Origin of the sequence: Burkholderia anthinoferrum (assembly GCF_002925705.1) — a bacterium.
GTDB classification, from domain to species: domain Bacteria; phylum Pseudomonadota; class Gammaproteobacteria; order Burkholderiales; family Burkholderiaceae; genus Burkholderia; species Burkholderia semiarida.
In genome coordinates this window covers 223,198-243,589 of record NZ_LFZP01000065.1, presented here as the reverse complement: position 1 = coordinate 243,589, position 20,392 = coordinate 223,198, and the positions used below count along the sequence as shown (strand labels likewise).

The following is a 20,392-nucleotide window of genomic DNA, read 5'->3' as shown; positions in this document are numbered from 1 at the left end:
CCGTGAGAGCGCCCGCAGAGAGCGCCGGAACCGCAACTGGACACGCCATTCATTCGCTCGGAGAATCCTTTGAACAAGAAACTGTTGACCATCGCCGCCCTCGCAGCAACGGCCGGCACGGCGCACGCACAAAGCAGCGTGACCCTGTACGGCGTCATCGATGCCGGTATCAGCTACGTGAACCACAGCAAGACCGCTACGGGCAGCGGCAAGCTGTTCAAGTACGACGACGGCGTGGCCCAGGGCAGCCGTTGGGGCCTGCGCGGCACCGAGGACCTCGGTGGCGGCCTGAAGGCGATCTTCGTGCTCGAAAACGGCTTCAACAGCGGCAACGGCACGATCGGCCAGGGCGGCGCGATCTTCGGCCGTCAAGCGTACGTCGGCCTGAGCCAGGCGCAATACGGCACGGTCACGTTCGGCCGCCAGTACTCGTTCTCGACCGACATCCTCGGCTCGAACTACTCGACGGGCGGCAACACGGTCGCGGGCAACTACGCGTACCACGTGAACGACATCGACCAGCTCACGTCGAGCCGCATCAACAACGCGGTGAAGTTCCAGAGCGCGAACTACGCCGGCTTCACGTTCGGCGCGTTGTACGGCTTCTCGAACTCGACCGACTTCGCCGGCGCACCGTCGACGACGACGGGCACCACGACGACGCCCGGCTCGTCGCGCGCATACAGCTTCGGCCTGAACTACGCGAACGGCCCGTTCGCCCTCGGCGCGGCATACACGGACATCCGCTTCCCGAGCCAGTCGACGCCGGCTTTCTCGACGTCGATCGCGAACATCGCGCTGACGAACATCCGCGACCTGCGCACGTACGGCGTCGGCGGCCGCTACGTCTTCGGCCCGGCAACGGCATGGCTGCTCTGGACGCGCACGCAGTTCACCCCGATCGCGGCCGGCGCATCGGGCACGTTCTACAACGCATACGAAGCAGGCGTGAAGTATGCGTTCACGCCGGCGCTGTCGGCGGCAGCGGGCTACACGTACACGAACGCGACGCAAAGCGGCAGCTCGGCGCACTGGAACCAGGGCAACGTGGGCCTCGACTACGCGCTGAGCAAGCGCACGGACGTGTATGGCCTGGTGATTTACCAGAAGGCGTCGGGCAACAACGTGCAGGCGCAGATCGGTTCGAGCACGAGTTACTTCAACACGTCGGGCACGGGTTCGTCGAACCAGCTGGCCGCTCGCGTCGGTATCCGTCACAAGTTCTAAAGCATCCGCTTAACTCGCGGATCACGACGGCAAGAAGCGCCCCGCTCCACGCGGGGCGCTTTTTTATGGGCTTTTAAGTTTCGCTTAATTCTGGGCTGAGACGATGCTCTCACCCCCCCTGTTGGCCGCCTGAGCATCGGCGGCTTTTTTTTTAAACGCCGACGGCGCCGCCATCGATTGCCCACAAGACAGGATCGGAGGCCATGATGATCGAAGATACCGTTTTCAGCCATCTGCACGCGATTCTCACGTGCCAACACTCGCTGCCGGTCCAGAGCTGCCGCGTCTCGGTTGAAATGCAGCGCCCCTGGGGCCGCCCGTATCGCCTCGTCGAATGGACGATGCATCTCGACGCGCCCGCGCGGCGCCAGATCGTGCCGGCTGAATCGACCGACGAAGAAATCGCCGAGGTCGTCGCGTCGCACGTGCCGGGCCGGCTTTACGGCGACGGCCGGTTACAGTTCTGAGCACGTTTCCGTTCCCCCGGCCCCCCGTCTGTCGGCCGCGCCGCGCGCATCGTGCGGCAGTCGGTCTCGTTTGACGCGGCAACGAAACCTGCTACGCTGCGCGTTTTCGTCCACGCAACACATGATGGAAAACGCATTCAACGAACGTGGCGTCATGGTCACGCGCAACGGCCTGTCGGCCGCCGGGCAGGTATTCGCACTGCGTGACATCCGCCACGTCGACGTCGTCAAGATTCCGAAGAACCGTCTCGTGCCGTCGCTGATCTCGCTGATCGGCGCGGCCATCGCCATCGCGGGCGGCATCGGCGCATCGAGCGCCGCGCTCGTGGTCGGCGTGATGCTCGCCGTCGTCGGCTATCTCGCCTGGACCACGCAGGACGTCACCTACCGCCTGATGGTCGAGATGCCCGACGGCAAGCGCGAAGCGCTGTCGAGCGTCGACGCCGAGTTCGTCGAACGCGTCGCGCAGGTCGTGCGCGATGCGCGGTCCGCCACCACGGCCGGCTGATTTTCCTCGCATTCGCTTGCGTGCCGGTTGCCGCCGGCCGCACGCCCGCGCCGAATGTGGGCTCGCGCGGCGTTCGCGCGGAATCGCGCGCCGGCCGCCGCCACGCACGCACCTCGCCTCCACCTCCGCCGCCGAGCGCCTAGTATGGAAAGAGCGGCTCGCCGCCGCATCGTCCGAGGAGGCCAGCATGAACGCTCAATCGCTGTCCGGCATGCTTCGCGCGCAGGAACTGCTGATCGTGTCGATGATCCGTGCGCTTCCCCCTGACGCACGCCGTACGCTCGTCGAGCTCTACACCGACCAGATCGCGTTCGCCGAACAGGCCGGTATCGAAAGCCACGGCGATCGCGCAACGCACGACGCGTTCGTCGCGCACGCGCGCAACCTGCTGATTCGCGTCGAAGCGCTGGCTTAGCGCGCGTTCGCGCCCCGGTTTCTCCCAAATTTCCGACCCGAGCTCGGCCGAGCCGCGCAGGCGAGCGCTCACTCGCATGAGCCGCTTTGCGTTCTTGTATTGATAATCATTCTCATTTACACTGTTAAGGTTGTCAGTTGCCTTTCAAATCGCCGTTTGCCGCATGCCGCGCGCAAACGGGCCAGCCAGGTGAACGCGTCACCCAGCCAGCCTTCGGGCTTGTTATCGTCAATGGGAGACCACCTGTGCATTGCTCCATGCTGGCGCGGCGGCCGATCCGTGCCGCGCTGTTCGGCGCGTTCGGCCTATCCGCCGCCACGGCTTACGCCGATTCGTCGCCGCAAGGCGTCACGCCGCCTTCCGCCGTCCTGACCGCCGCTGCCGCATCCGCGCGCGGCGATGCGGCGCTGCTCGACCCTGTCACCGTCACGGCCACCCGCACCGCCACCGCGGCGAGCCGCACGGCGGCGTCCGTGTCGGTGATCACCGACGACGATCTCGAAGAGCAGCAGGCCACCAACATCAAGGACGCGCTGCGCTACGAACCGGGTATCACCGTGCGCCGCACCGCGTACCGGCCCGGCAGCGCCGCGCTCGGCGGCGGCCGCGACGGCGATTCGAGCATCAACATCCGCGGCCTCGAAGGCAATCGCGTGCTGTTGATGGAAGACGGCATCCGCCTGCCGAACGCGTTCTCGTTCGGCCCGCTCGAAGCCGGCCGCGGCGACTATGCCGATCTCGACACGCTCAAGCGCATCGAGATCCTGCGCGGGCCGGCGTCGGCGCTCTACGGCAGCGACGGCCTGACCGGCGCGGTGAATTTCATCACGAAGGACCCGCGCGATCTGCTGTCCGTCTACAACAAGCCTTACTACTTCTCGTTCCGGCCGAGCTACGACTCGACCGACCGCAGCATCGGCGCGACCGTGTCGGCCGCGGGCGGCAACGACCGCATCCAGGGGATGATCATCGCCGACGGCCGGCGCGGCCACGAGGTCGACACGCGCGGCGGCAACAACTCGGCGAGCACGCTGCGCACGACGTCGAACCCGCAGGACGTGTATTCGGAATCGCTGCTCGGCAAGCTCGTGCTGACGCCCACCACGCGCGACACGATCAAGTTCACCGCCGAAACGGTGCAGCGGCGCGTGAGCACCGACGTGCTGTCGGCGATCAATGCGCCGGCCACGCTCGGCCTCACGACGCACGACCGGCTCGAGCGCAATCGCTTCAGCGTCGATTACGACTTCCGCGACGATGCATTCCGCTGGTTCCAGACCGCGCACGTGCAGTTCTACTACCAGGACGCGAAGCAGGACCAGTACGCGTTCGAGACGCGCGGCAGGCAGCCCTCGCGTTCGCGCGACAACCAGTACAAGGAACGTACGTTCGGCGGCTCCGCGTTCGCCGAAAGCGGCTTCGCGACCGGCCCGCTCGCGCACAAGCTGCTCTACGGCGTGGACGGCAGCCTGTCGCGCGTGACGAACCTGCGCGACGGCACGGTGCCGGGCGTCGGCGAAGCGTTCCCGAACAAGGCGTTTCCCGACACCGACTACACGCTGTTCGGCGCGTTCGTGCAGGACCAGATCGGCTACGGCCGCCTGCTCGTCACGCCGGGCCTGCGCTTCGACACGTACCGGTTGAGCCCCACCGAAAACGATCCGCTGTTCACCGGCAAGGCCGTGTCGACGAGCGCGAACGAACTGTCGCCGCGCGTCGCCGTGCTTTACGAGATCACGCCCGCGGTCATTCCGTACGTGCAGTACGCGCACGGCTTCCGCGCGCCGACGCCCGACCAGGTGAACAGCAGCTTCTCGAACCCCGTGTACGGCTACACGTCGATCGGCAATCCGAACCTGAAGCCCGAGACCAGCGACACGTTCGAAGCCGGCCTGCGCGGCAAGGCCGGCGCCGGCTACGGCGTCGTGCGCTACAGCGCGGCCGCGTTCACCGGCCGCTACCGCAACTTCATCTCGCGCACGACGATCGCCGGCAGCGGCCGGCCGGTCGACCCGTTCGTGTTCCAGTACGTGAACTTCGCCGATGCGCGCATCCACGGCCTCGAAGGCCGCGCCGAATGGGCGATGCCGAACGGCATCACGCTGAAGACGGCGATGGCCTTCACGAAGGGCTCGACGCAGAACGACGGCGCCGCCAGCCAGCCGCTGAACACCGTGAACCCGTTCTCGGCCGTGTTCGGCGTGCGGTATGAACCGGGCGAACGCTGGTTCGTGCAGACCGACCTGCTGTTCCAGGCCGCCAAACGCGACAAGGACGTCGACAAATCCGACTGTTCGAACAAGGCGTGCTTCACGCCGCCGTCGTCGTTCGTCGTCGACCTGCGCGGCGGCTACCGCTTCAACAAGCACGTGAGCGCGACGATCGGCATCCGCAACCTGTTCGACCGCAAGTACTGGAACTGGTCGGACGTGCGCGGCATCGCGGCCGATTCGCAAGTGCTCGACGCGTATTCGTCGCCCGGCCGCACGGTCGCCGTCAGCATGAAAGTGGATTTCTGATGCGCGTTGCCCGCGCACCCACCCCAACCGTTACTCGAAGGAGTCCGACATGATGCATTCCGCCCTTCCCGGTCAGCCGGCCACGTCGGCCCGCGCGGTCGCCGCGCTGCGCGATGCGTTCATCAAGCTCAAGACCGAGCGCCAGTTGCGCAACCGCGACGTCGCGCAGGCGCTCGGCGTCAGCGAAGGCGAGGCGCTCGGCGCGTTCGTCGGCGAGCACGTCGTGCGGCTCGACGCGCGCTTCCCGGCGATGTTCGAGGAAATGCCGCGCCTCGGCCGCGTGATGGCGCTCACGCGCAACGACACGGCCGTGCATGAAAAGGATGGCGAATATGCGCAGATGAGCCACGACGGCCCGGTCGGCCTCGCGCTCGGCGACATCGACCTGCGCATCTTCTATCGTCACTGGGTGTCGGCATTCGCGGTGCGCGACGAGACCGCGCACGGCCCGCTGAAAAGCCTGCAGTTCTTCGATGCGCAGGGCCATGCGATCCACAAGGTCTATCTGCGCGCGCACAGCGATCACGCGGCGTACGACGCATTCGTCGAACGCTGGCGCGCACCGTCGCAGAAGCCGGGCCTCGAGGTCACGCCCGCCGCGCCGAAAACGCCCGAGCGCGCCGATAGCGAGATCGACGTCGCGGGCTTTCGCGCCGCGTGGGATGCGATGACCGACACGCACCAGTTCTTCGGCCTCACGCAGCGCTTCGGCGTGAGCCGCCTGCAGGCCCTGCGTCTCGCCGATCCGCAATACGCGTATCCGGTCGAAACCGCGCATGCGTTGCGCCACGTGCTCGAACAGGCCGCGACAAGCGGCCAGCCGATCATGGTGTTCGTCGGCAATGCGGGAATGATCCAGATCCATACGGGCCCCGTCGCGAACGTGCGCGAGGTCGGCGCGTGGATCAACGTCCTCGATCCGGGCTTCAACCTGCATGTACGCGAGGACCTGATCGCCGCCGCATGGGTCGTGAAGAAGCCGACGAGCGACGGCATCGTCACGTCGCTCGAGCTGTTCGACCGGCAGGGCGAGCACGTCGCGCTGCTGTTCGGCGAGCGCAAGCCCGGCAAGGTCGAGCGCGACGACTGGCGCTCGCTCGTCGCGACGCTGCCGGCGGCCGCACGCGGGGCCGCGCGGTGAGCGCGCGGCCGTTCGATCCGCGCCGCCGGTCGCTGCTGGCCGGCGCGGCGGCCGGTGCGCTCGCCGGCGCGCTGCCCGGCGGCGTGCTCGCCCAGGTCGCGGCCGCCGCCCCGAAGCGCGTGATCGTGATCGGCGGCGCGCTCGCGGAAACCGCATTCGCGCTCGGCGGCGCCGAGACGCCGCGTTACCGGCTCGTCGGCGCCGACACGACCTGCACGTATCCCGACGCCGCGAAGCGCCTGCCGAAGGTCGGCTACCAGCGCGCGCTGTCGGCCGAGGGGCTGCTGTCGCTGCGGCCCGATCTCGTGCTGGCCTCGGCGGAAGCCGGCCCGCCGACGGCGATCGCGCAGGTGAAAGGCGCGGGCGTCGCGGTGACGACGTTCGACGAGCGCCACGACGTCGAATCGGTGCGCGCGAAGATCACCGGCGTCGCGCAGGCGCTTGAGGTGCGCGACGCCGGCACCGTGCTGCTGCAGCGTTTCGATCGCGACTGGCAGGCCGCGCGCGACGCGGTCGCCGCGCGCGTGCCCGGCGGCGCGCAGCCGCCGCGCGTGCTGTTCGTGCTGAACCATACCGGCGCGCAAGCGCTCGTCGCGGGCCAGCGCACGGCCGCCGACGCGATGATCCGCTATGCGGGCGCGCGCAACGCGATGCAGGGCTTCGATCACTACAAGCCGCTGACCACCGAGGCGCTCGCGGCGGCCGCGCCCGACGTCGTGCTGATCACCGACGAAGGACTGGCGGCCGTCGGCGGTCACGCCGCGTTGCTCGCGACGCCCGGGTTCGGCGCGACGCCGGCCGGCCGCGCGCGGCGCGTCGTGTCGCTCGACGCGCTGTTCCTGCTCGGCTTCGGCCCGCGCCTGCCGCTCGCCGTCACGACCCTGCATCGACGCCTGTCCGATGCGCTCGCCTGATTCCGGATCGACCCGATGCCCGCTCACGCTTCGCCGTTCAACGTATCGCGGCGCGCCGCGCGCACCGGCGCCGCGCGCCTCGGCACGTCGCGCCGCTTCGCGCCGTTCGTCCTGGCCGCGCTCGCCGTTCTGGTGGCCGCGATGTCCGTCGTCGCGCTGTGCGTCGGCGCGTACCGCATTCCGCTGGCGCAAGCCTGGGCCGCGCTGAGCGGCGACGCGGCCGCGCAGCAGGCCCGCGCGGTGCTGCTCGACATCCGCGCGCCGCGCGTCGCGCTCGCACTGCTGGTCGGCGGCGGCTTCGGCGCGACCGGCGCCGCGATGCAGGCGCTGTTCCGTAATCCGCTCGCCGATCCGGGGCTCGTCGGCGTGTCGAGCGGCGCCGCGCTCGGCGCGACCACGCTGATCGTGCTCGGGCCCGCGCTCTTCGCCGCGCACGCGAGCGCGGCCGCGCTGCCGGTCGCTGCGTTCGCGGGCGGGCTCGCGGTCGCGGCGCTCGTCTACCGGCTGGCCGCGTCGCGCGGCCGGCTCGCACTGCCGCTGCTGCTGCTCGCCGGCATCGCGATCAATGCGCTGGCCGGCGCGGCGATCGGGCTGCTCACGTTCGTCGCCGACGACGCCCAGCTGCGTTCGCTGACCTTCTGGAGCCTCGGCAGCCTCGGCGGCGCGCAATGGACGACGCTGGCGGCCGTCGCGCCATGCGTCGCGCTCGGCTGCGGGCTGCTCGTGCGCGAACGCGACGCGCTGAACGCGCTGCAGCTCGGCGAAACCGAAGCGCTGCATCTCGGCGTGCCGGTGCAGCGGCTGAAGCGGCGTGTGCTCGTCGCGGTCGCGCTGGCGGTCGGCGCGCTCGTGTCTTGCGCGGGCGTCATCGGCTTCATCGGGCTCGTCGCGCCGCATTGCGTGCGGCTCGCGTGCGGCCCCGACCAGCGCATCGTGCTGCCCGGCGCCGCGTTGCTCGGCGCGTTGCTGACGCTCGCGGCCGATCTCGCCGCGCGCACCGTCGCCGCGCCCGCCGACATTCCGCTCGGCGTGCTGACCGCGCTGCTCGGCGCGCCGTTCTTCCTCGTGCTGCTGTGGAAGAACCGCGGCGCGCTCGGCGGGTAATCCCTTCATCACGACGACCATGCTGACTGCCCACCACCTCGACGTCGCCCGCCGGCACGATACGATCCTGCGCGACCTGTCGCTGTCGATCGAACCCGGCCGCGTGACCGCGCTGCTCGGGCGCAACGGCGCCGGCAAGAGCACGCTGCTGAAAACCTTCGCCGGCGAGCTGACCGGCAGCATCGCACCGAACGGCGTGCGCGTGACGGGCGACGTCACGCTGAACGGCGAACCGCTCGCGCGCATCGACGCGCCGCGGCTCGCGTGCCTGCGCGCGGTGCTGCCGCAGGCCGCGCAGCCGGCGTTCCCGTTCAGCGTCGACGAAATCGTGCTGCTCGGCCGCTATCCGCATGCGCGGCGCGGCGGCGCGCGCCACGTGATCGCGCATCGCGATCGCGACATCGCGTGGCGCGCGCTCGAACGCGCGGGCGCCGACGCGCTCGTCGGCCGCGACGTCACGACGCTGTCGGGCGGTGAACTCGCGCGCGTGCAGTTCGCCCGCGTCCTCGCGCAGCTGTGGCCGGACCACGACGCGATGGAAACCGGCCCGCGTTACCTGCTGCTCGACGAACCGACCGCCGCGCTCGACCTCGCGCACCAGCACCGCCTGCTCGATACCGTGCGCGCCGTCGCGCGCGAATGGCGGCTCGGCGTGCTCGCGATCGTCCACGATCCGAACCTCGCCGCGCGGCATGCGGATACGATCGCGATGCTCGCCGACGGCACGATCGTCGCGCATGGCGCACCACGCGACGTGATGACGCCGGCCCATATCGCGCGGTGCTACGGCTTCGCGGTGAAGATGGTGGAAACCGGCGACGGAACGCCGCCGGTGATGGTGCCCGCGTAGCGCGGGCGTGTGTCGCATGATCGTTGCGTCGCTCGATGTCGTACGCCACCGTGGGCGGCCGCATTGTCTCGAGACCTTTCGTTTCTCCCCTTCCAGGAGACCCCCGTGCCGCTGCCGATGACCCGCATCATCCTGTACGTCCGTGACGTCGCGTTGCTGAAGGCGTTCTATCAACGGCATTTCGCGCTGCCCGTCATCGAGGAAATCGACGGCGAATGGGCCGTGCTCGATGCAGGCGCGATCGAACTCGCGCTGCATCGGGCCGGGCCGGCGTTTCGCCACGCGGCCGCATCGGCAAGCGCAAATGCGAATGCCGCCGCCAGCAACGTGAAACTCGTATTCAGGATCGACGCCGATATCGCCGCGTATCGCGACCGGCTCGCCGGCCACGGCGTGACCGTGCGCGATCTCAAGCGCTATGACGGCTTCCCGTACCGAATGCTCGACGGCGTCGATCCGGAAGGGAACGTCTTTCAGGTGATGCAGCCGGACTGAATGCCGGCGCGGCAGGCACCGGCGCGTGCGCTCAATGCTCGACGTCCGCCGCGCCGAAGGTCCGCATCTTCCAGCCGAGCCGCACCGCGAGCATCCGCATCGAGAAGCCGGCCGCCAGCGCGACGAGCGTCGCGAACCCCGCGTCGATGCCGAGAGACTGCATCCCGACATACAGCGTGCCCGTGACGAACGCGACGCTCGCATACAGCTCCTCGCGCAGGATCAGCGGCATCTCGTTGCAGAGCAAATCGCGCAGCATCCCGCCGCACACGCCCGTGATCGCGCCGGCCAGCACGACGATGATCGGCGCCGTGCCGGCCGACGCGCCGATGTCGCAGCCGATGATCGTGAACGCCGCGAGGCCGATCGCATCGACGGTGACGAACAGCGCCCTCATCCGCGCGACATGGCGTGCCGCCCACGACGCGACGGTCGCCGCGACGAGCGTGATCACCAGGTATTCGGGATGCGCGATCCAGCCGAGCGGATAGTGGCCGAGCAGCACGTCGCGCACCGTGCCGCCGCCGAGCGCCGTCACCGCGCCGACGAGCGCGAGCCCGAAGCGGTCCATTCCGCGGCGCATGCCCATCAGCGCCCCCGACATCGCTTCCGCGACGATCGCAATCAAGTAGAGCGTATGCATCGCGCGCGTCAGTCGTCGGTCCGGAACAGGTCGAGCACGCGTTCGCGCTCGGCCGCATCGACGGCGGCGGGCATCGGTTCGTCGCGCTTGCCGTGGTCGGCCCGCGCACCCAACGCATCCGGCGCATCGACGGCCGCCGCGCCGCCGCATGCGAAGCGGCTGCGGATATACGCCGGCACGTCGGCCGTGCACGTACCGCGCGTGTATTCGGCGTAGACGAAATCGCCGTCGACGAGCACGACGTCCTGCGGCGGCGTCGCATCGACCGGCGTGCGCCCGTCGACGGCCGTCTTCATGTAGTCGAGCCAGACCGGCAGCGCGAGCGTCGCGCCGGTCGCGCGCCCCATCGGGCGCGGCGTGTCGTAGCCGAGCCATGCGACCGCGACGATGCCCGACGAGTAGCCCACGAACCATACGTCCTTCGACCCGTTCGACGTGCCCGTCTTGCCGGCCGCGTCGTCGCGCCGCAGCGCGAGCGCGCCGCGCGCGGTGCCGGCCCGCACGACGTCGCGCAGCATGCTGTCCATCACGAACGCATTGCGCGCCGACACGACGCGCTCGCCCGCCGGCACGGTCGCCTCGTACATCGCGCCGCCGTGGCGCTGCTTCACCGACAGGATCAGGCGCGGCTCCATCCGCGTGCCGCCGTTCGCGAACACACTGTACGCGCTCGCGAGTTCGAGCGGCGTCACGGCGCCCGCGCCGAGCGCGAGCGGCAGCGACGCCGGATTGCGCTGCGCGTCGAAGCCGAAGCGCACCGCGTGCTGCTGCACGTAGCGCGCGTCGGTGGCCTGCATCAGGCTGACCGCGACGAGGTTCTTCGAGCGCACGAGCCCGCGCCGCACCGGAATGAAGCCCTCGTAGTGGTTGGCGAAATTACGCGGACGCCACGGCCGCGCGCCGGTTTCCGCATGCGTGAGCGTGCGCTGCGTATCGTCGACGAGCACGCCGGGGAAGTAGCCCTTCTCCAGCGCCGCCGAATAGACGAACGGCTTGAAGCTCGACCCCGGCTGGCGATACGCCTGCAACGCATGGTCGAACACGTTGCGATTGAAATCCGCGCCGCCCACCAGCGCGAGCATGTCGCCGGTAGCCGCATCGAGCGACACGAGCGCGCCTTCGAGCCCGTTGCGCGTATCGCGCTTCGCGCGCGCCTGACGGCTCAGCGTGCGCTCGAGCGCGGCTTCGGCCGCGCGCTGGTCGCGCATCGAGATCGTCGTCGTCACGTCGAGGCCCAGCGTGTACGCATCGTCATGAAACCGCTCGACCATCATCCGGCGCGCCCGCTCCGCGACGTACGGCGCGGCGACGATGCCGGGCGGCGGCGTGGTCGCGAGCGCGATCGGCGCGTCGACGGCCGCGCGATACGCCGCATCGTCGAGCTGGCCGAGCGCATGCATGCGGCCGAGCACGTAATTGCGCCGCGCGGTCGCGCGCGCCGGGTTGACGACCGGGTTGAACGCGGACGGCGCCTTGGGCAGCCCGGCGAGCACGGCCGCCTCGCCGGCGCTCAGCGCGTCGAGCGGCTTGCCGAAGTACACGTGCGCGGCGGCCGCGAAGCCATACGCGCGCTCGCCCAGATAGATCTCGTTCATGTACAGCTCGAGCAGCTTGTCCTTGCTGTATTCGCGTTCGAGCTTGGCCGCCATCAGGATCTCGGCGAGCTTTCGGCTCAGCACCTTGTCGCGCGTCAGGTAGAAGTTCCGCGCGACCTGCATCGTGATCGTGCTGCCGCCCTGTCCCGGCTGCCCCGTGACGACGTTCGCGAACGTCGCGCGCGCGAGGCCGCCGATATCGACGGGGCCGTGCTCGTAGAACTTCGCGTCCTCGGCCGCGAGCAGCGCATGGCGCATCAGCAGCGGGATGCGTTCGAGCGGCACGAACTCGCGCCGCTCGACGCCGTATTCGGCCAGCAGGTCGCCGTCGCGCGAGAAGATCCGCAGCGGCAGCGCGGGACGATAGACGGCCAGGTGTTCGACGGACGGCAACTGCGTCCAGATGCGATCGATCGTCCACGCGCCGATGCCCGCGCACGTGAGCGTCAGGCCGAGCAGCGCGCCCGCGAGCGTGCGCCATACGCGGCGGCGGCGCGGCGGTGCGGTTGGCGGCGCGGGCGGTGGCGGCGGGTGGGCGGTGGGATCGGTCATGTCGGGCTCCTTCTTCAATGCCGCGACGGCCGGCGCGCGGGCGGCGCGCCGATCGGTCACGAAAGGCGCGCATTGTCGAAGGGATGGCGCGAAACCGGAACATTCTTTAGCCAAAGTTTGGCTGGCTAAATTTTATTTAGGAAAGCGCTTTGGAGGCCGCTCGGACCGTGCATGCGGGTTTGCGGCATGCCGTTGCGGTCACGTGTGCCGGGCGCGCGAGCCGGTTCGCTTGTACCATCGTCGGATGTTCGATCGATATCTCGACCTGTGGGGCCTCGTTCCCGACGGCGGCCCGATCCTGACCGCGAGCGGCGGCCTGCTGCCGGTCGTCTGGCACGCGCGGCCCGCGATGCTGAAAGTCGCGACGTGCGACGAAGAGCGGCGCGGCAATGCGCTGATGGCCTGGTGGAACGGGCAAGGCGCCGCGCAGGTGTGGCAGCACGACGGCGACGCGATCCTGCTCGAGCGCGCGCAGCCGACGCCGACGCTCGCCGCGTTGTCGGCCGCGGGCCACGACGACGACACGATGCGCATCGCGTGCGACGTCGTCGCGCGGCTGCATGCGCATCGTGCGCCGCAGGTGCCGCGAGTGGTGCCGCTGCATGACTGGTTTTACGCGCTGCTGTCGAACGATGTCGATAACGACGCGCTGCGCGGCTCGGCGACGGCCGCTCGCCAGTTGCTCGCCGAGCCTTCCGTCGACGAAGTCGTGCTGCACGGCGACATTCACCACGACAACATTCTTCATTTCGGCGATCGCGGCTGGCGCGCGATCGACCCGAAAGGGCTGCGCGGCGAGCGCACGTTCGATTACGCGAACCTGTTCTGTAATCCTGCGCATGACATCGCGGTCGATCCGGTGCGTTTCGAGCGGCGTGTCGTGGTCGTGGCGGATGCCGCGCAGCTTGACTCGCGCCGGCTGCTGCAATGGATTCTCGCGTGGGTCGGGCTGTCGGCCGTGTGGTTGATGGAAGACGGCCAGCCGCCCGACACGCGGCTGCAGGTTGCGATGCTTGCGACGAGAGCGCTCGGGCTGTAGCGATACGCATCGGCCATGAAAACAGCTCATCGCGGATTTCCGCAGGAAAGCTGCGAAGACCACCGGTATTCGGCCAGGAACGGCTACTCGACCTCAGCGCCTGAATCGTCGACAATCGGCGTCAGGCTGATAAAGGCGTGAATCGGGTTGCATTGCCACTTCACCGGGGGCGCATGTCGTAAGCTTGCGGGTCGCATGATGTCTCGTGCATACGGCGGCTCGCGGCTCGCCGTTCGAGACAATCGTTGCGTCAGAAGCGGCAAGAGGTAGGCAAGATGCAACGATTTCTGCTTTCAATGCGGAGGCGGGCTCTGGTTGGCGCGCGGCTACGTTCCGCTCAATGCTTGGCGCCGGCGACCGGTGAAACAACGGAGCAACCGACTTGATAGTGCAAAGTAAACGGGTGGCCGTCGTGGCGCCGGCGGGCATTCCTGACAGGGATAACCTGGCGCTGGCCGTGTCGCTGCTGGAAAGTTGGGGATTTTCCGTCTCTGTGGCCGCGCACGTAGCTGACCGGTTCCGGTATCTCGCGGGATCTCATCAGGATCGTATCGACGATCTGCTTGCGGCGTTGTCAGACCCGGCAGTCGATATCGTCTGGATCGCACGCGGCGGCTATGGCTCTACGCATGTGCTGCCCGCGCTGCCCACTACCGTGCCCCGAAAGAAAACCGTGATCGGCTTCTCCGACGCGACCGCGCTTTTCTGCGCGCTGCGGCAGATTCCCGGCATCGACGTAATTCACGGGCCGACGCTCAACGGCCTCGCGACGAAAGTTGACGAGGAGTCGCGCCTCAGCGTTCTGGGTGCGCTCACCGGGGTCCCGCCGACGCCACTGCCGCTCGAACGTCTGCATGGGTCGGCTGATTCGATCGAAGGGTCGCTTGTCGGCGGCAATCTCACGGTACTCGCGAGCATGGCCGGCAGCCGTTGGCAGCCGAGATTTCGCGACTCGATTGTCGTTCTGGAGGACGTTACTGAACTTGCATACCGCATTGACCGCAGCATCATGACGATGCGTCACGCCGGTATCCTCGATGGCGCACGCGCGATTGTGCTCGGCGACTTCATCCGCTGCCCGTTGCCAGCCGGGGCCGACTACTTACTCACGGACGTTCTGCTGGACGCACTGGCGCCGCTCGGCGCCCCAATCTATGGGGGCCTTCCCGTGGGTCATGGTCAGCGCAATCTGTCGTGGGTGGTTGGACGGCCTGCCGAGATCCGCGGGAGCATATTGCTGCGATAGCTTTGCCCTTCGCACATGCTGTCCGATCGTCGATTGTCGGGCGGCGGACGGGATTCGGCCCGGGCAGACGCTTGGTATCTCGCCTGATTCGTCGATAAAGAAGCGGCGGCGACGTTTGTTCAGCCTGCTTTGAGGAAGATCTGCTTTACCCCTCGTTTTGCGATGATGTCGAGAAGATGCATCAGGGCTGTCGTCGGCGCGGTCCCGAAGTCAACTGTGAAGAACGACCAGTGATCGTTAGATTCGACTTGGCTCGCACCGTGGATCGCACCGGCTAATCCATCGACGCTATTGCCACCGCATTCACCTACGTCTAGCCATGTGGTAATCCAGTTGTCCAACGCAAAGGTCTCTGGCGGCTGCCGATCGAAGACCACCTGCAATCTATTCCACGTGAATGGATGGAGATTCAGGTCGAACGCACGGAAACGGAAAATTTCTGCAACGAATGCTGGGTCCGGATCGATAGCGAATTCGTACGGTTTGATTTGATCTCTTTCATCCTTTGCCAAGGCATCGACGCGAAGGTAGCGGTACGGATACGGTATCCGATCGTTGTTTATGGAGATCAGGACTTCCGTCGCCACGTTGCGCACGGAGGTTTGAAGTTGGCTGACCGTCGAACGGAAGAATTGCAGGTAGCGATCACGCTCTGCCTCGAGTATGGACTCGACTGCCACCTTAGCCGTTCTCCGCGAGTGCTGTTCGTGCAACCATTTTACATTGCTCGGGTGGCCGCTGTTGCTGTGGATTGGCGTCTGCTCCGGGTCCGATTCCAGCCGTCGACCTCGCGCGCAAGCGCATCGTTCGACGCGCGTCACGGACGGTGCCGCACCGATAGACTCAAGCGTTGAATTCCGGGCTCGCTCGAAACAGCGGCCGTCTGATCGTGGAGTAGTATTCCCGCATGTTCAGGTGATTGCCCGGCCCCTACCGCGCGCAGCCGCTCCGTCTATGTGTGGCGACGCCGGCCGTGGCGACGACATCGACGGAAACGCATCATGTCAACCGAGTGGAAGCACCGCGTCAGACTCTTCGTCCAGCGTTTCTGGCAGCCGACCAGTGCGTGCATGACCTGCATGCCCGGGAGCTGGGGAAACGTCATGAGCCTTGCCCACTGGACCATCGCCTTTCATACGGGTCTCCTGACAGGGCTCCTGGCTGTACTTCTGACTTTCACGCCTGTGGCGAAACTCTACGCGCATCGATACGGCAACGCGCTGGTCGTCGGCGTCCTGACGACGTTGGGCGACGCCTACTCGCACACGAGTCACTACCGTATTCCCTATGTCGAGCACATCGTGACGGGTGCGATTTCAGGTCTCCTGGCGCTTGCGGCCTCATATCTCTTCGAAGACCGCGCGCGACGCCTTCGGGCGATGTGGGCTCGGGTTGTCGGACAGCTTGTCCGCTGACTTTCTAACCCACGAAGCCCCCGAAAAAAACCCGCCGGCATACGCCGGCGGGCTTTCATGTCCGACGTACGCGGCGCTTCAGCGCGCCGGGTTCAGCGTCAGATTCATGTGACGGTTCACGTCCTTGTACAGCAGATAACGGAACCGCCCAGGCCCGCCCGAATAGCACGCCTGCGGGCAGAACGCACGCAGCCACATGAAGTCACCGGCTTCAACCTCGACCCAGTCCTGGTTCAGCCGATAGACGGCCTTGCCTTCCAGCACGTACAGGCCATGCTCCATCACGTGCGTTTCGGCGAACGGGATCACGCCGCCCGGCTCGAACGTCACGATGTTCACGTGCATGTCGTGACGCATGTCGCTCATGTCGACGAAGCGCGTCGTCACCCATGCGCCGTTGGTGCCCGGCATCGGAATCGGCTCGACGTCCTGCTCGTTCGTCACGAACGCTTCGGGCAGCGGAATGCCGTCGACGGCCTGGTAGTGCTTGCGGATCCAGTGGAAACGCACCGCGGCATCGCTGACGTTGTGCAGCGTCCAGTCCGCGCCCGGCGGAATGAACGCATAGCCGCCCGGCTTCAGCGTGTGCTGCTTGCCTTGCAGCGTCAGCTCGGCTTCGCCTTCGACGACGAACAGCACGGCTTCGGCGTGCTTGTCCTGCTCGGGCTTGTCGCTGCCGCCGCCCGGATTCACTTCGACGATGTACTGCGAGAAGGTTTCCGCGAACCCCGACAGCGGGCGCGCGATCACCCACAGGCGCGTGTGGGTCCAGAACGGCAGCCAGCTCGTGACGATGTCGCGCATCACTCCCTTCGGGATCACCGCGTACGCCTCGGTGAACATCGCGCGATCGGTCAGCAGATCCGTCTGCGGCGGGTGGCCGCCATGCGGCGCGTAATACGTTGTCTTAGACATAGTGCATCCAGGCAATGGGTTGGTCCGGCCCCAGGCGCAAACGGCATCGGGCGGTTCGCATGCGCGTGGAGTGCGCGTGCGGCGGCGGGACATCGTTGCCGGGGTGGCTTGAAAGCGCATGCGCCTTCGATCGGTCGGCCAGGCTTCGCGGCGGGTCGTCCGGTTCAGCGACGCGGCGGCCCGGGTGGTCGGGCCGGCGGCCGCGCCGCGGCGCTCGCGATCAGGCGAGGCGCGGACGGCCGCACGGTTCGACTCCGTACGCGAGCATCGCCGACGATAGCGAAGTCGATCCCGATCGACCAATTAAATGTTGCGATGCCATCCATTCGATTTCCCACTACCCGCCGGCGCCCGCGATGCACGGCGGGGACGCGTCGCGCGAGGTGCCGACCATCAGGGAAATCCTGACGGTCGCGATGTTCGCGCGATGCGCCGGTGCGGCAACGCGGGGAGACACGCGCTGGTCTCGATGCATCCCGTTACCCGTGGCGCGGCGAAGGAGGGCATACGTGTGCGGCAGCGGATCGCGGCGCGAGGGCCGCACGGAGACCGTCACGTCAGGCTGAAACGAGCCGACGGGTCGAAGGAAAAGCAGATGTCATTCGGCCGCCCCTGTCCGAGCACATTCGGATGCGGCAACGGGTGTCGTCGAGAAACGGAGAAAAACAGCGGAAGGAGCATTGCCGGCCCGTCGATCGGGCACATGGCAGCGGCTGATGAAGCCGGAGGAGGATCGCCGGTCTGGCCGGCGAAGCCACCCGGCGGCGTGCCGGGCCGAGGCTCGCGTCGGGTGCCGACGCCGGCAGCGCGCCGGTGCGCGGCTCGCGCACCGTGCCGCGCCAGCGGCGATCAGTCCCAGTCGCGGTGGTGACGATGCTTGCGGTGATGACGGTAGCCGCGGTCGCCGTGATCGCGATCGTACGAGCTGCGCGACAGGTTGCCGCCGAGCGCCGCGCCGGCGCCGCCGCCGACCGCCGCGCCCAGCAGGCCGCCCGTGCGGCCGCCCATCGCGTTGCCTGCCGCGGTACCCGCGCCGCCGCCGAGTGCGCCGCCGATGATCGCGCCGGTGCGCTCACGACGGTTCGACGTCACCGCGCCGCCCGCGCCGCCGCCGATCGCGCCGCCGATGACGGAGCCCGTGCTGCCGCCAACCGCGCCGCCGACCGCTGCGCCGGCAACCCCGCCGAGCGCGCCGCCGAGCGCGTTGTTCAAGTCACCGGCCACGGCCGGCAGTGCAGTCGCGCCGGTCAGCACGGCGACGACGAGAGTGGGGGCGATTTTCTTCCACATTCCCGTATTCTTCCTTGTTCGCAATTCTGGTTATCGAGGTCCGCTCGGTACGACGACCTGAATCGATCGACATCGGGCCAGGCATTGTGCCGAACCGTGGACCAATTCATTTCAATGAGCTTGCGGCGAAGAATAGCACCGGTCCCGCATCCTTGCCGTGGACATTCTGGTAACAAGTTGTTGTCGAATAACAGGCGTTGAACACGCCCGCCGAATCCGGCTGAAACCCTTGCCGGTATTGACTCCGGCAAGGGTCCGTCCCCGCGTTGCGACACGTCGGTCACGCACGCGCTCGTACGTTCGAGACACACGTGGCAACACATCGGCACCTGCCGCAAACGGGCATCCGAACGATGGTGAGGGGGAAGATGGCGGGGTCAGTACACGCCGGGCAGCAATCGCCACGTCCGCGCGCAATACGCGTCGTATTCCGCGCCGAATTGCGACCGCAGCAACGCCTCTTCCGAGCGGATTCGCGCGACGAGCGGCACGAGCGTCAGCACGACCAGCAGCACGCCGACACCCGAGCGAAACGCCAGCGCCCAGCCGAGCGAATTGAGGAGGAGGCCGAGATAGCTCGGATTGCGGATGCGGCTGTAGATGCCGCCGGTCACGAGCGTATGGCCCGGCTGGATCGCGACGAGCCCGCTGAAGCGCTTGCCGAGCACGAACACGGGCCACATGCGCAGCCCGCCGCCCACGAGGTACAGCGCGACGCCGATCCAGCGCACCGTCTCGCCGCCGAAGGTCCAGACGTCGAGCCGGTCGGTCAGCGCCGGCAGGTACGCGAGCAGGAAGCCGCTTACCGCGAAGGCCGCGAGCACCCAACGGTTGTCGCGATTTTCGCGCTCGCCGCTGCTCAGGTTGCCTTCGCTGAACAGCGCGGCGACGGCCATCGCGAACGTCGCGACGACGATGACGATCAGCTGCGGGTGCGAGAAGAACGCAGCGAACCCGCCGCTGCCGAGCACGGCGAGCCCGAGATAGACGAGCGTGGATACGCCCGACAGGACGACGACCTTCGGGGTGACTGTCATGACGGCCTCGCGGGGATGCGCTTTCCTGTGAAGTATAGGAACTGCGCGCCCCGCGCGCCGGGCGGCACCGTCATGCGGCGCGCGAACTCGCGTGCATCGGCCGGCCGGCCGACCGCAGCCGGCCGAGCCGGTATATCTCGGCCGGCGCGCTGCAACGGATCAGCGGATGTGGAAGTGGCCGCCGATGCCGACGGTGACGGGCGGCGCGTAGTACGCGGGCGCATAACCGTAGTAGGCCGGCGCGGGCGCGTAGCCGTACGGCGGCGCCACGTAGCAGCCGGACAGGCCGCCGATCAGGGCAAGCGTGATGAGAAGTCTGGACATGGCTCGATTCCCGGCGCGAAAGACGAACGACACCTCGCGAAGGCCCCACCGCAGCACAACGCGGCGGCCGGCACGAAGAGGCGATCCGCCCTTCCTGTCGCTCGATGAAACAATGCGCGCAGTCTAGCGCCGGGCCTGGCCGCGCGAGTTTCCCGGGCGGTTACACGTGTTACGTGGTGTGACCGCTGAAACAGGCTCGGGAGGCGCAACGGCCGACCGGTGGGCGGGCTGTTACACGAAGCGCGCGCGAATGCGCTGCGCGAGCGCTTCCAGCGTCGCCGCGTCGGCGATCTCGCGCGCATGCATCCGCAGTTCGACGCCTTCCCAGCGCGGAATCACGTGAAAGTGCACGTGCGGGACCGTCTGGCCGGCTGCCGCGCCGTTGAACTGGCCGATGAACACGCCGTCCGGCTCGAGCGCCGCGCGCACCGCCGCAGCGACGCGCTGCGTCATGCGGATGCCGGCCGCGGCCGCGTCGCCGGACAACTCGAAGATCTGCGCGGCCGGCTCCTTCGGGATCACGAGCACGTGACCGTCGGCCTGCGGCATCAGGTCCATGATCGCGAGCGTCGCGTCGTCTTCGGCGACCTTCACGCACGGCAGTTCGCCGCGCAGGATTTTGGCGAACGGGTTGTTGTTGTCGTAGGACATGGCGTTTCCGATCTCGGTTGGTCAGTGGGACGGGCAGAGCAAAGC

General features: G+C 67.9%; 21 protein-coding genes. 13 read left to right on the top strand and 8 right to left on the bottom strand.

All coding sequences use genetic code 11. The features are described from left to right. Positions 1–69: 69 nt before the first annotated feature. The 10 genes from C5F75_RS32490 (at position 70) to C5F75_RS32445 (ending at position 9,640) form a co-directional block, all read left to right on the top strand. A complete protein-coding gene (locus C5F75_RS32490) occupies positions 70–1,227 on the top strand; it encodes a porin (protein ID WP_059581942.1) in 1,158 nt (385 codons plus the stop codon). A gap of 206 nt (positions 1,228–1,433) precedes the next feature. After that, positions 1,434–1,694, top strand: a complete 261-nt coding sequence (locus C5F75_RS32485) for a DUF2866 domain-containing protein (RefSeq protein ID WP_011548992.1) — start codon at positions 1,434–1,436, stop codon at positions 1,692–1,694. Between the two features lie 124 nt (positions 1,695–1,818). Beyond that, complete coding sequence (locus C5F75_RS32480) at positions 1,819–2,202, top strand: DUF6232 family protein (RefSeq protein ID WP_059641486.1); 384 nt, start codon at positions 1,819–1,821, stop codon at positions 2,200–2,202. Positions 2,203–2,389: 187 nt separating this feature from the next. After that, a complete protein-coding gene (locus tag C5F75_RS32475) occupies positions 2,390–2,617 on the top strand; it encodes a hypothetical protein (RefSeq protein WP_059581936.1) in 228 nt (75 codons plus the stop codon). 245 nt (positions 2,618–2,862) lie between these two features. Then, positions 2,863–5,136 (top strand): TonB-dependent hemoglobin/transferrin/lactoferrin family receptor, encoded by a 2,274-nt coding sequence (locus C5F75_RS32470; RefSeq protein WP_060011254.1) that lies wholly within the window; start codon positions 2,863–2,865, stop codon positions 5,134–5,136. A gap of 49 nt (positions 5,137–5,185) precedes the next feature. Next, complete coding sequence (locus C5F75_RS32465; protein WP_060317300.1) at positions 5,186–6,277, top strand: hemin-degrading factor; 1,092 nt, start codon at positions 5,186–5,188, stop codon at positions 6,275–6,277. Further along, positions 6,274–7,191, top strand: a complete 918-nt coding sequence (locus C5F75_RS32460; protein ID WP_060968264.1) for a heme/hemin ABC transporter substrate-binding protein — start codon at positions 6,274–6,276, stop codon at positions 7,189–7,191. Before C5F75_RS32465 ends, C5F75_RS32460 begins: the two co-directional genes overlap by 4 nt. Before the next feature lie 15 nt (positions 7,192–7,206). Beyond that, positions 7,207–8,295 (top strand): FecCD family ABC transporter permease, encoded by a 1,089-nt coding sequence (locus tag C5F75_RS32455; protein ID WP_099318026.1) that lies wholly within the window; start codon positions 7,207–7,209, stop codon positions 8,293–8,295. A 19-nt stretch (positions 8,296–8,314) separates the two neighbouring features. Then, positions 8,315–9,145, top strand: coding sequence for a heme ABC transporter ATP-binding protein (locus C5F75_RS32450; RefSeq protein WP_059581923.1), 831 nt, complete (start codon positions 8,315–8,317; stop codon positions 9,143–9,145). Positions 9,146–9,250: 105 nt separating this feature from the next. After that, positions 9,251–9,640: a VOC family protein gene (locus C5F75_RS32445; RefSeq protein ID WP_181035506.1), complete on the top strand. Its 390-nt coding sequence runs from the start codon at positions 9,251–9,253 to the stop codon at positions 9,638–9,640. Between the two features lie 31 nt (positions 9,641–9,671). On the opposite strand, the gene C5F75_RS32440 is transcribed toward C5F75_RS32445, so the two are convergent. Both C5F75_RS32440 and C5F75_RS32435 read right to left on the bottom strand, forming a co-directional pair. Next, on the bottom strand, positions 9,672–10,283 hold the full coding sequence (locus tag C5F75_RS32440; protein ID WP_060011249.1) for a trimeric intracellular cation channel family protein: 612 nt from the start codon (positions 10,281–10,283) through the stop codon (positions 9,672–9,674). A gap of 8 nt (positions 10,284–10,291) precedes the next feature. Further along, entirely contained in the window at positions 10,292–12,430 is a 2,139-nt protein-coding gene (locus C5F75_RS32435) for a penicillin-binding protein 1A (protein ID WP_060011303.1), read from the bottom strand. Between the two features lie 244 nt (positions 12,431–12,674). Between C5F75_RS32435 and C5F75_RS32430 the strand changes: the two genes are divergently transcribed. Together C5F75_RS32430 and C5F75_RS32425 are read left to right on the top strand one after the other, a co-directional pair. Beyond that, the gene (locus tag C5F75_RS32430) at positions 12,675–13,469 is read left to right on the top strand and encodes an aminoglycoside phosphotransferase family protein (RefSeq protein ID WP_060011247.1); all 795 of its coding nucleotides are present in this window, start codon (positions 12,675–12,677) and stop codon (positions 13,467–13,469) included. A gap of 382 nt (positions 13,470–13,851) precedes the next feature. Then, positions 13,852–14,715, top strand: coding sequence for an LD-carboxypeptidase (locus C5F75_RS32425; RefSeq protein ID WP_060011245.1), 864 nt, complete (start codon positions 13,852–13,854; stop codon positions 14,713–14,715). Positions 14,716–14,834: 119 nt separating this feature from the next. On the opposite strand, the gene C5F75_RS32420 is transcribed toward C5F75_RS32425, so the two are convergent. Further along, positions 14,835–15,395, bottom strand: coding sequence for a hypothetical protein (locus C5F75_RS32420; RefSeq protein ID WP_124860230.1), 561 nt, complete (start codon positions 15,393–15,395; stop codon positions 14,835–14,837). A gap of 321 nt (positions 15,396–15,716) precedes the next feature. Between C5F75_RS32420 and C5F75_RS32415 the strand changes: the two genes are divergently transcribed. Next, on the top strand, positions 15,717–16,130 hold the full coding sequence (locus C5F75_RS32415; protein WP_059581907.1) for a hypothetical protein: 414 nt from the start codon (positions 15,717–15,719) through the stop codon (positions 16,128–16,130). 78 nt (positions 16,131–16,208) lie between these two features. On the opposite strand, the gene C5F75_RS32410 is transcribed toward C5F75_RS32415, so the two are convergent. The 5 genes from C5F75_RS32410 to C5F75_RS32395 all read right to left on the bottom strand — a co-directional run bounded on the left by C5F75_RS32410 (position 16,209) and on the right by C5F75_RS32395 (position 20,347). Continuing rightward, the gene (locus tag C5F75_RS32410) at positions 16,209–17,045 is read right to left on the bottom strand and encodes a bifunctional allantoicase/(S)-ureidoglycine aminohydrolase (RefSeq protein ID WP_059581905.1); all 837 of its coding nucleotides are present in this window, start codon (positions 17,043–17,045) and stop codon (positions 16,209–16,211) included. A gap of 849 nt (positions 17,046–17,894) precedes the next feature. Further along, positions 17,895–18,335, bottom strand: coding sequence for a hypothetical protein (locus C5F75_RS32405; RefSeq protein WP_059581902.1), 441 nt, complete (start codon positions 18,333–18,335; stop codon positions 17,895–17,897). Between the two features lie 377 nt (positions 18,336–18,712). Then, entirely contained in the window at positions 18,713–19,372 is a 660-nt protein-coding gene (locus C5F75_RS32400; RefSeq protein ID WP_059581898.1) for a methyltransferase family protein, read from the bottom strand. A gap of 159 nt (positions 19,373–19,531) precedes the next feature. Continuing rightward, positions 19,532–19,696 carry a hypothetical protein gene (locus C5F75_RS36980; RefSeq protein WP_162838116.1) on the bottom strand — a complete coding sequence of 55 codons (165 nt, stop codon included), beginning with the start codon at positions 19,694–19,696 and terminating at the stop codon, positions 19,532–19,534. Between the two features lie 231 nt (positions 19,697–19,927). Continuing rightward, a complete protein-coding gene (locus tag C5F75_RS32395) occupies positions 19,928–20,347 on the bottom strand; it encodes an HIT family protein (protein WP_059581895.1) in 420 nt (139 codons plus the stop codon). Positions 20,348–20,392 lie beyond the last annotated feature (45 nt).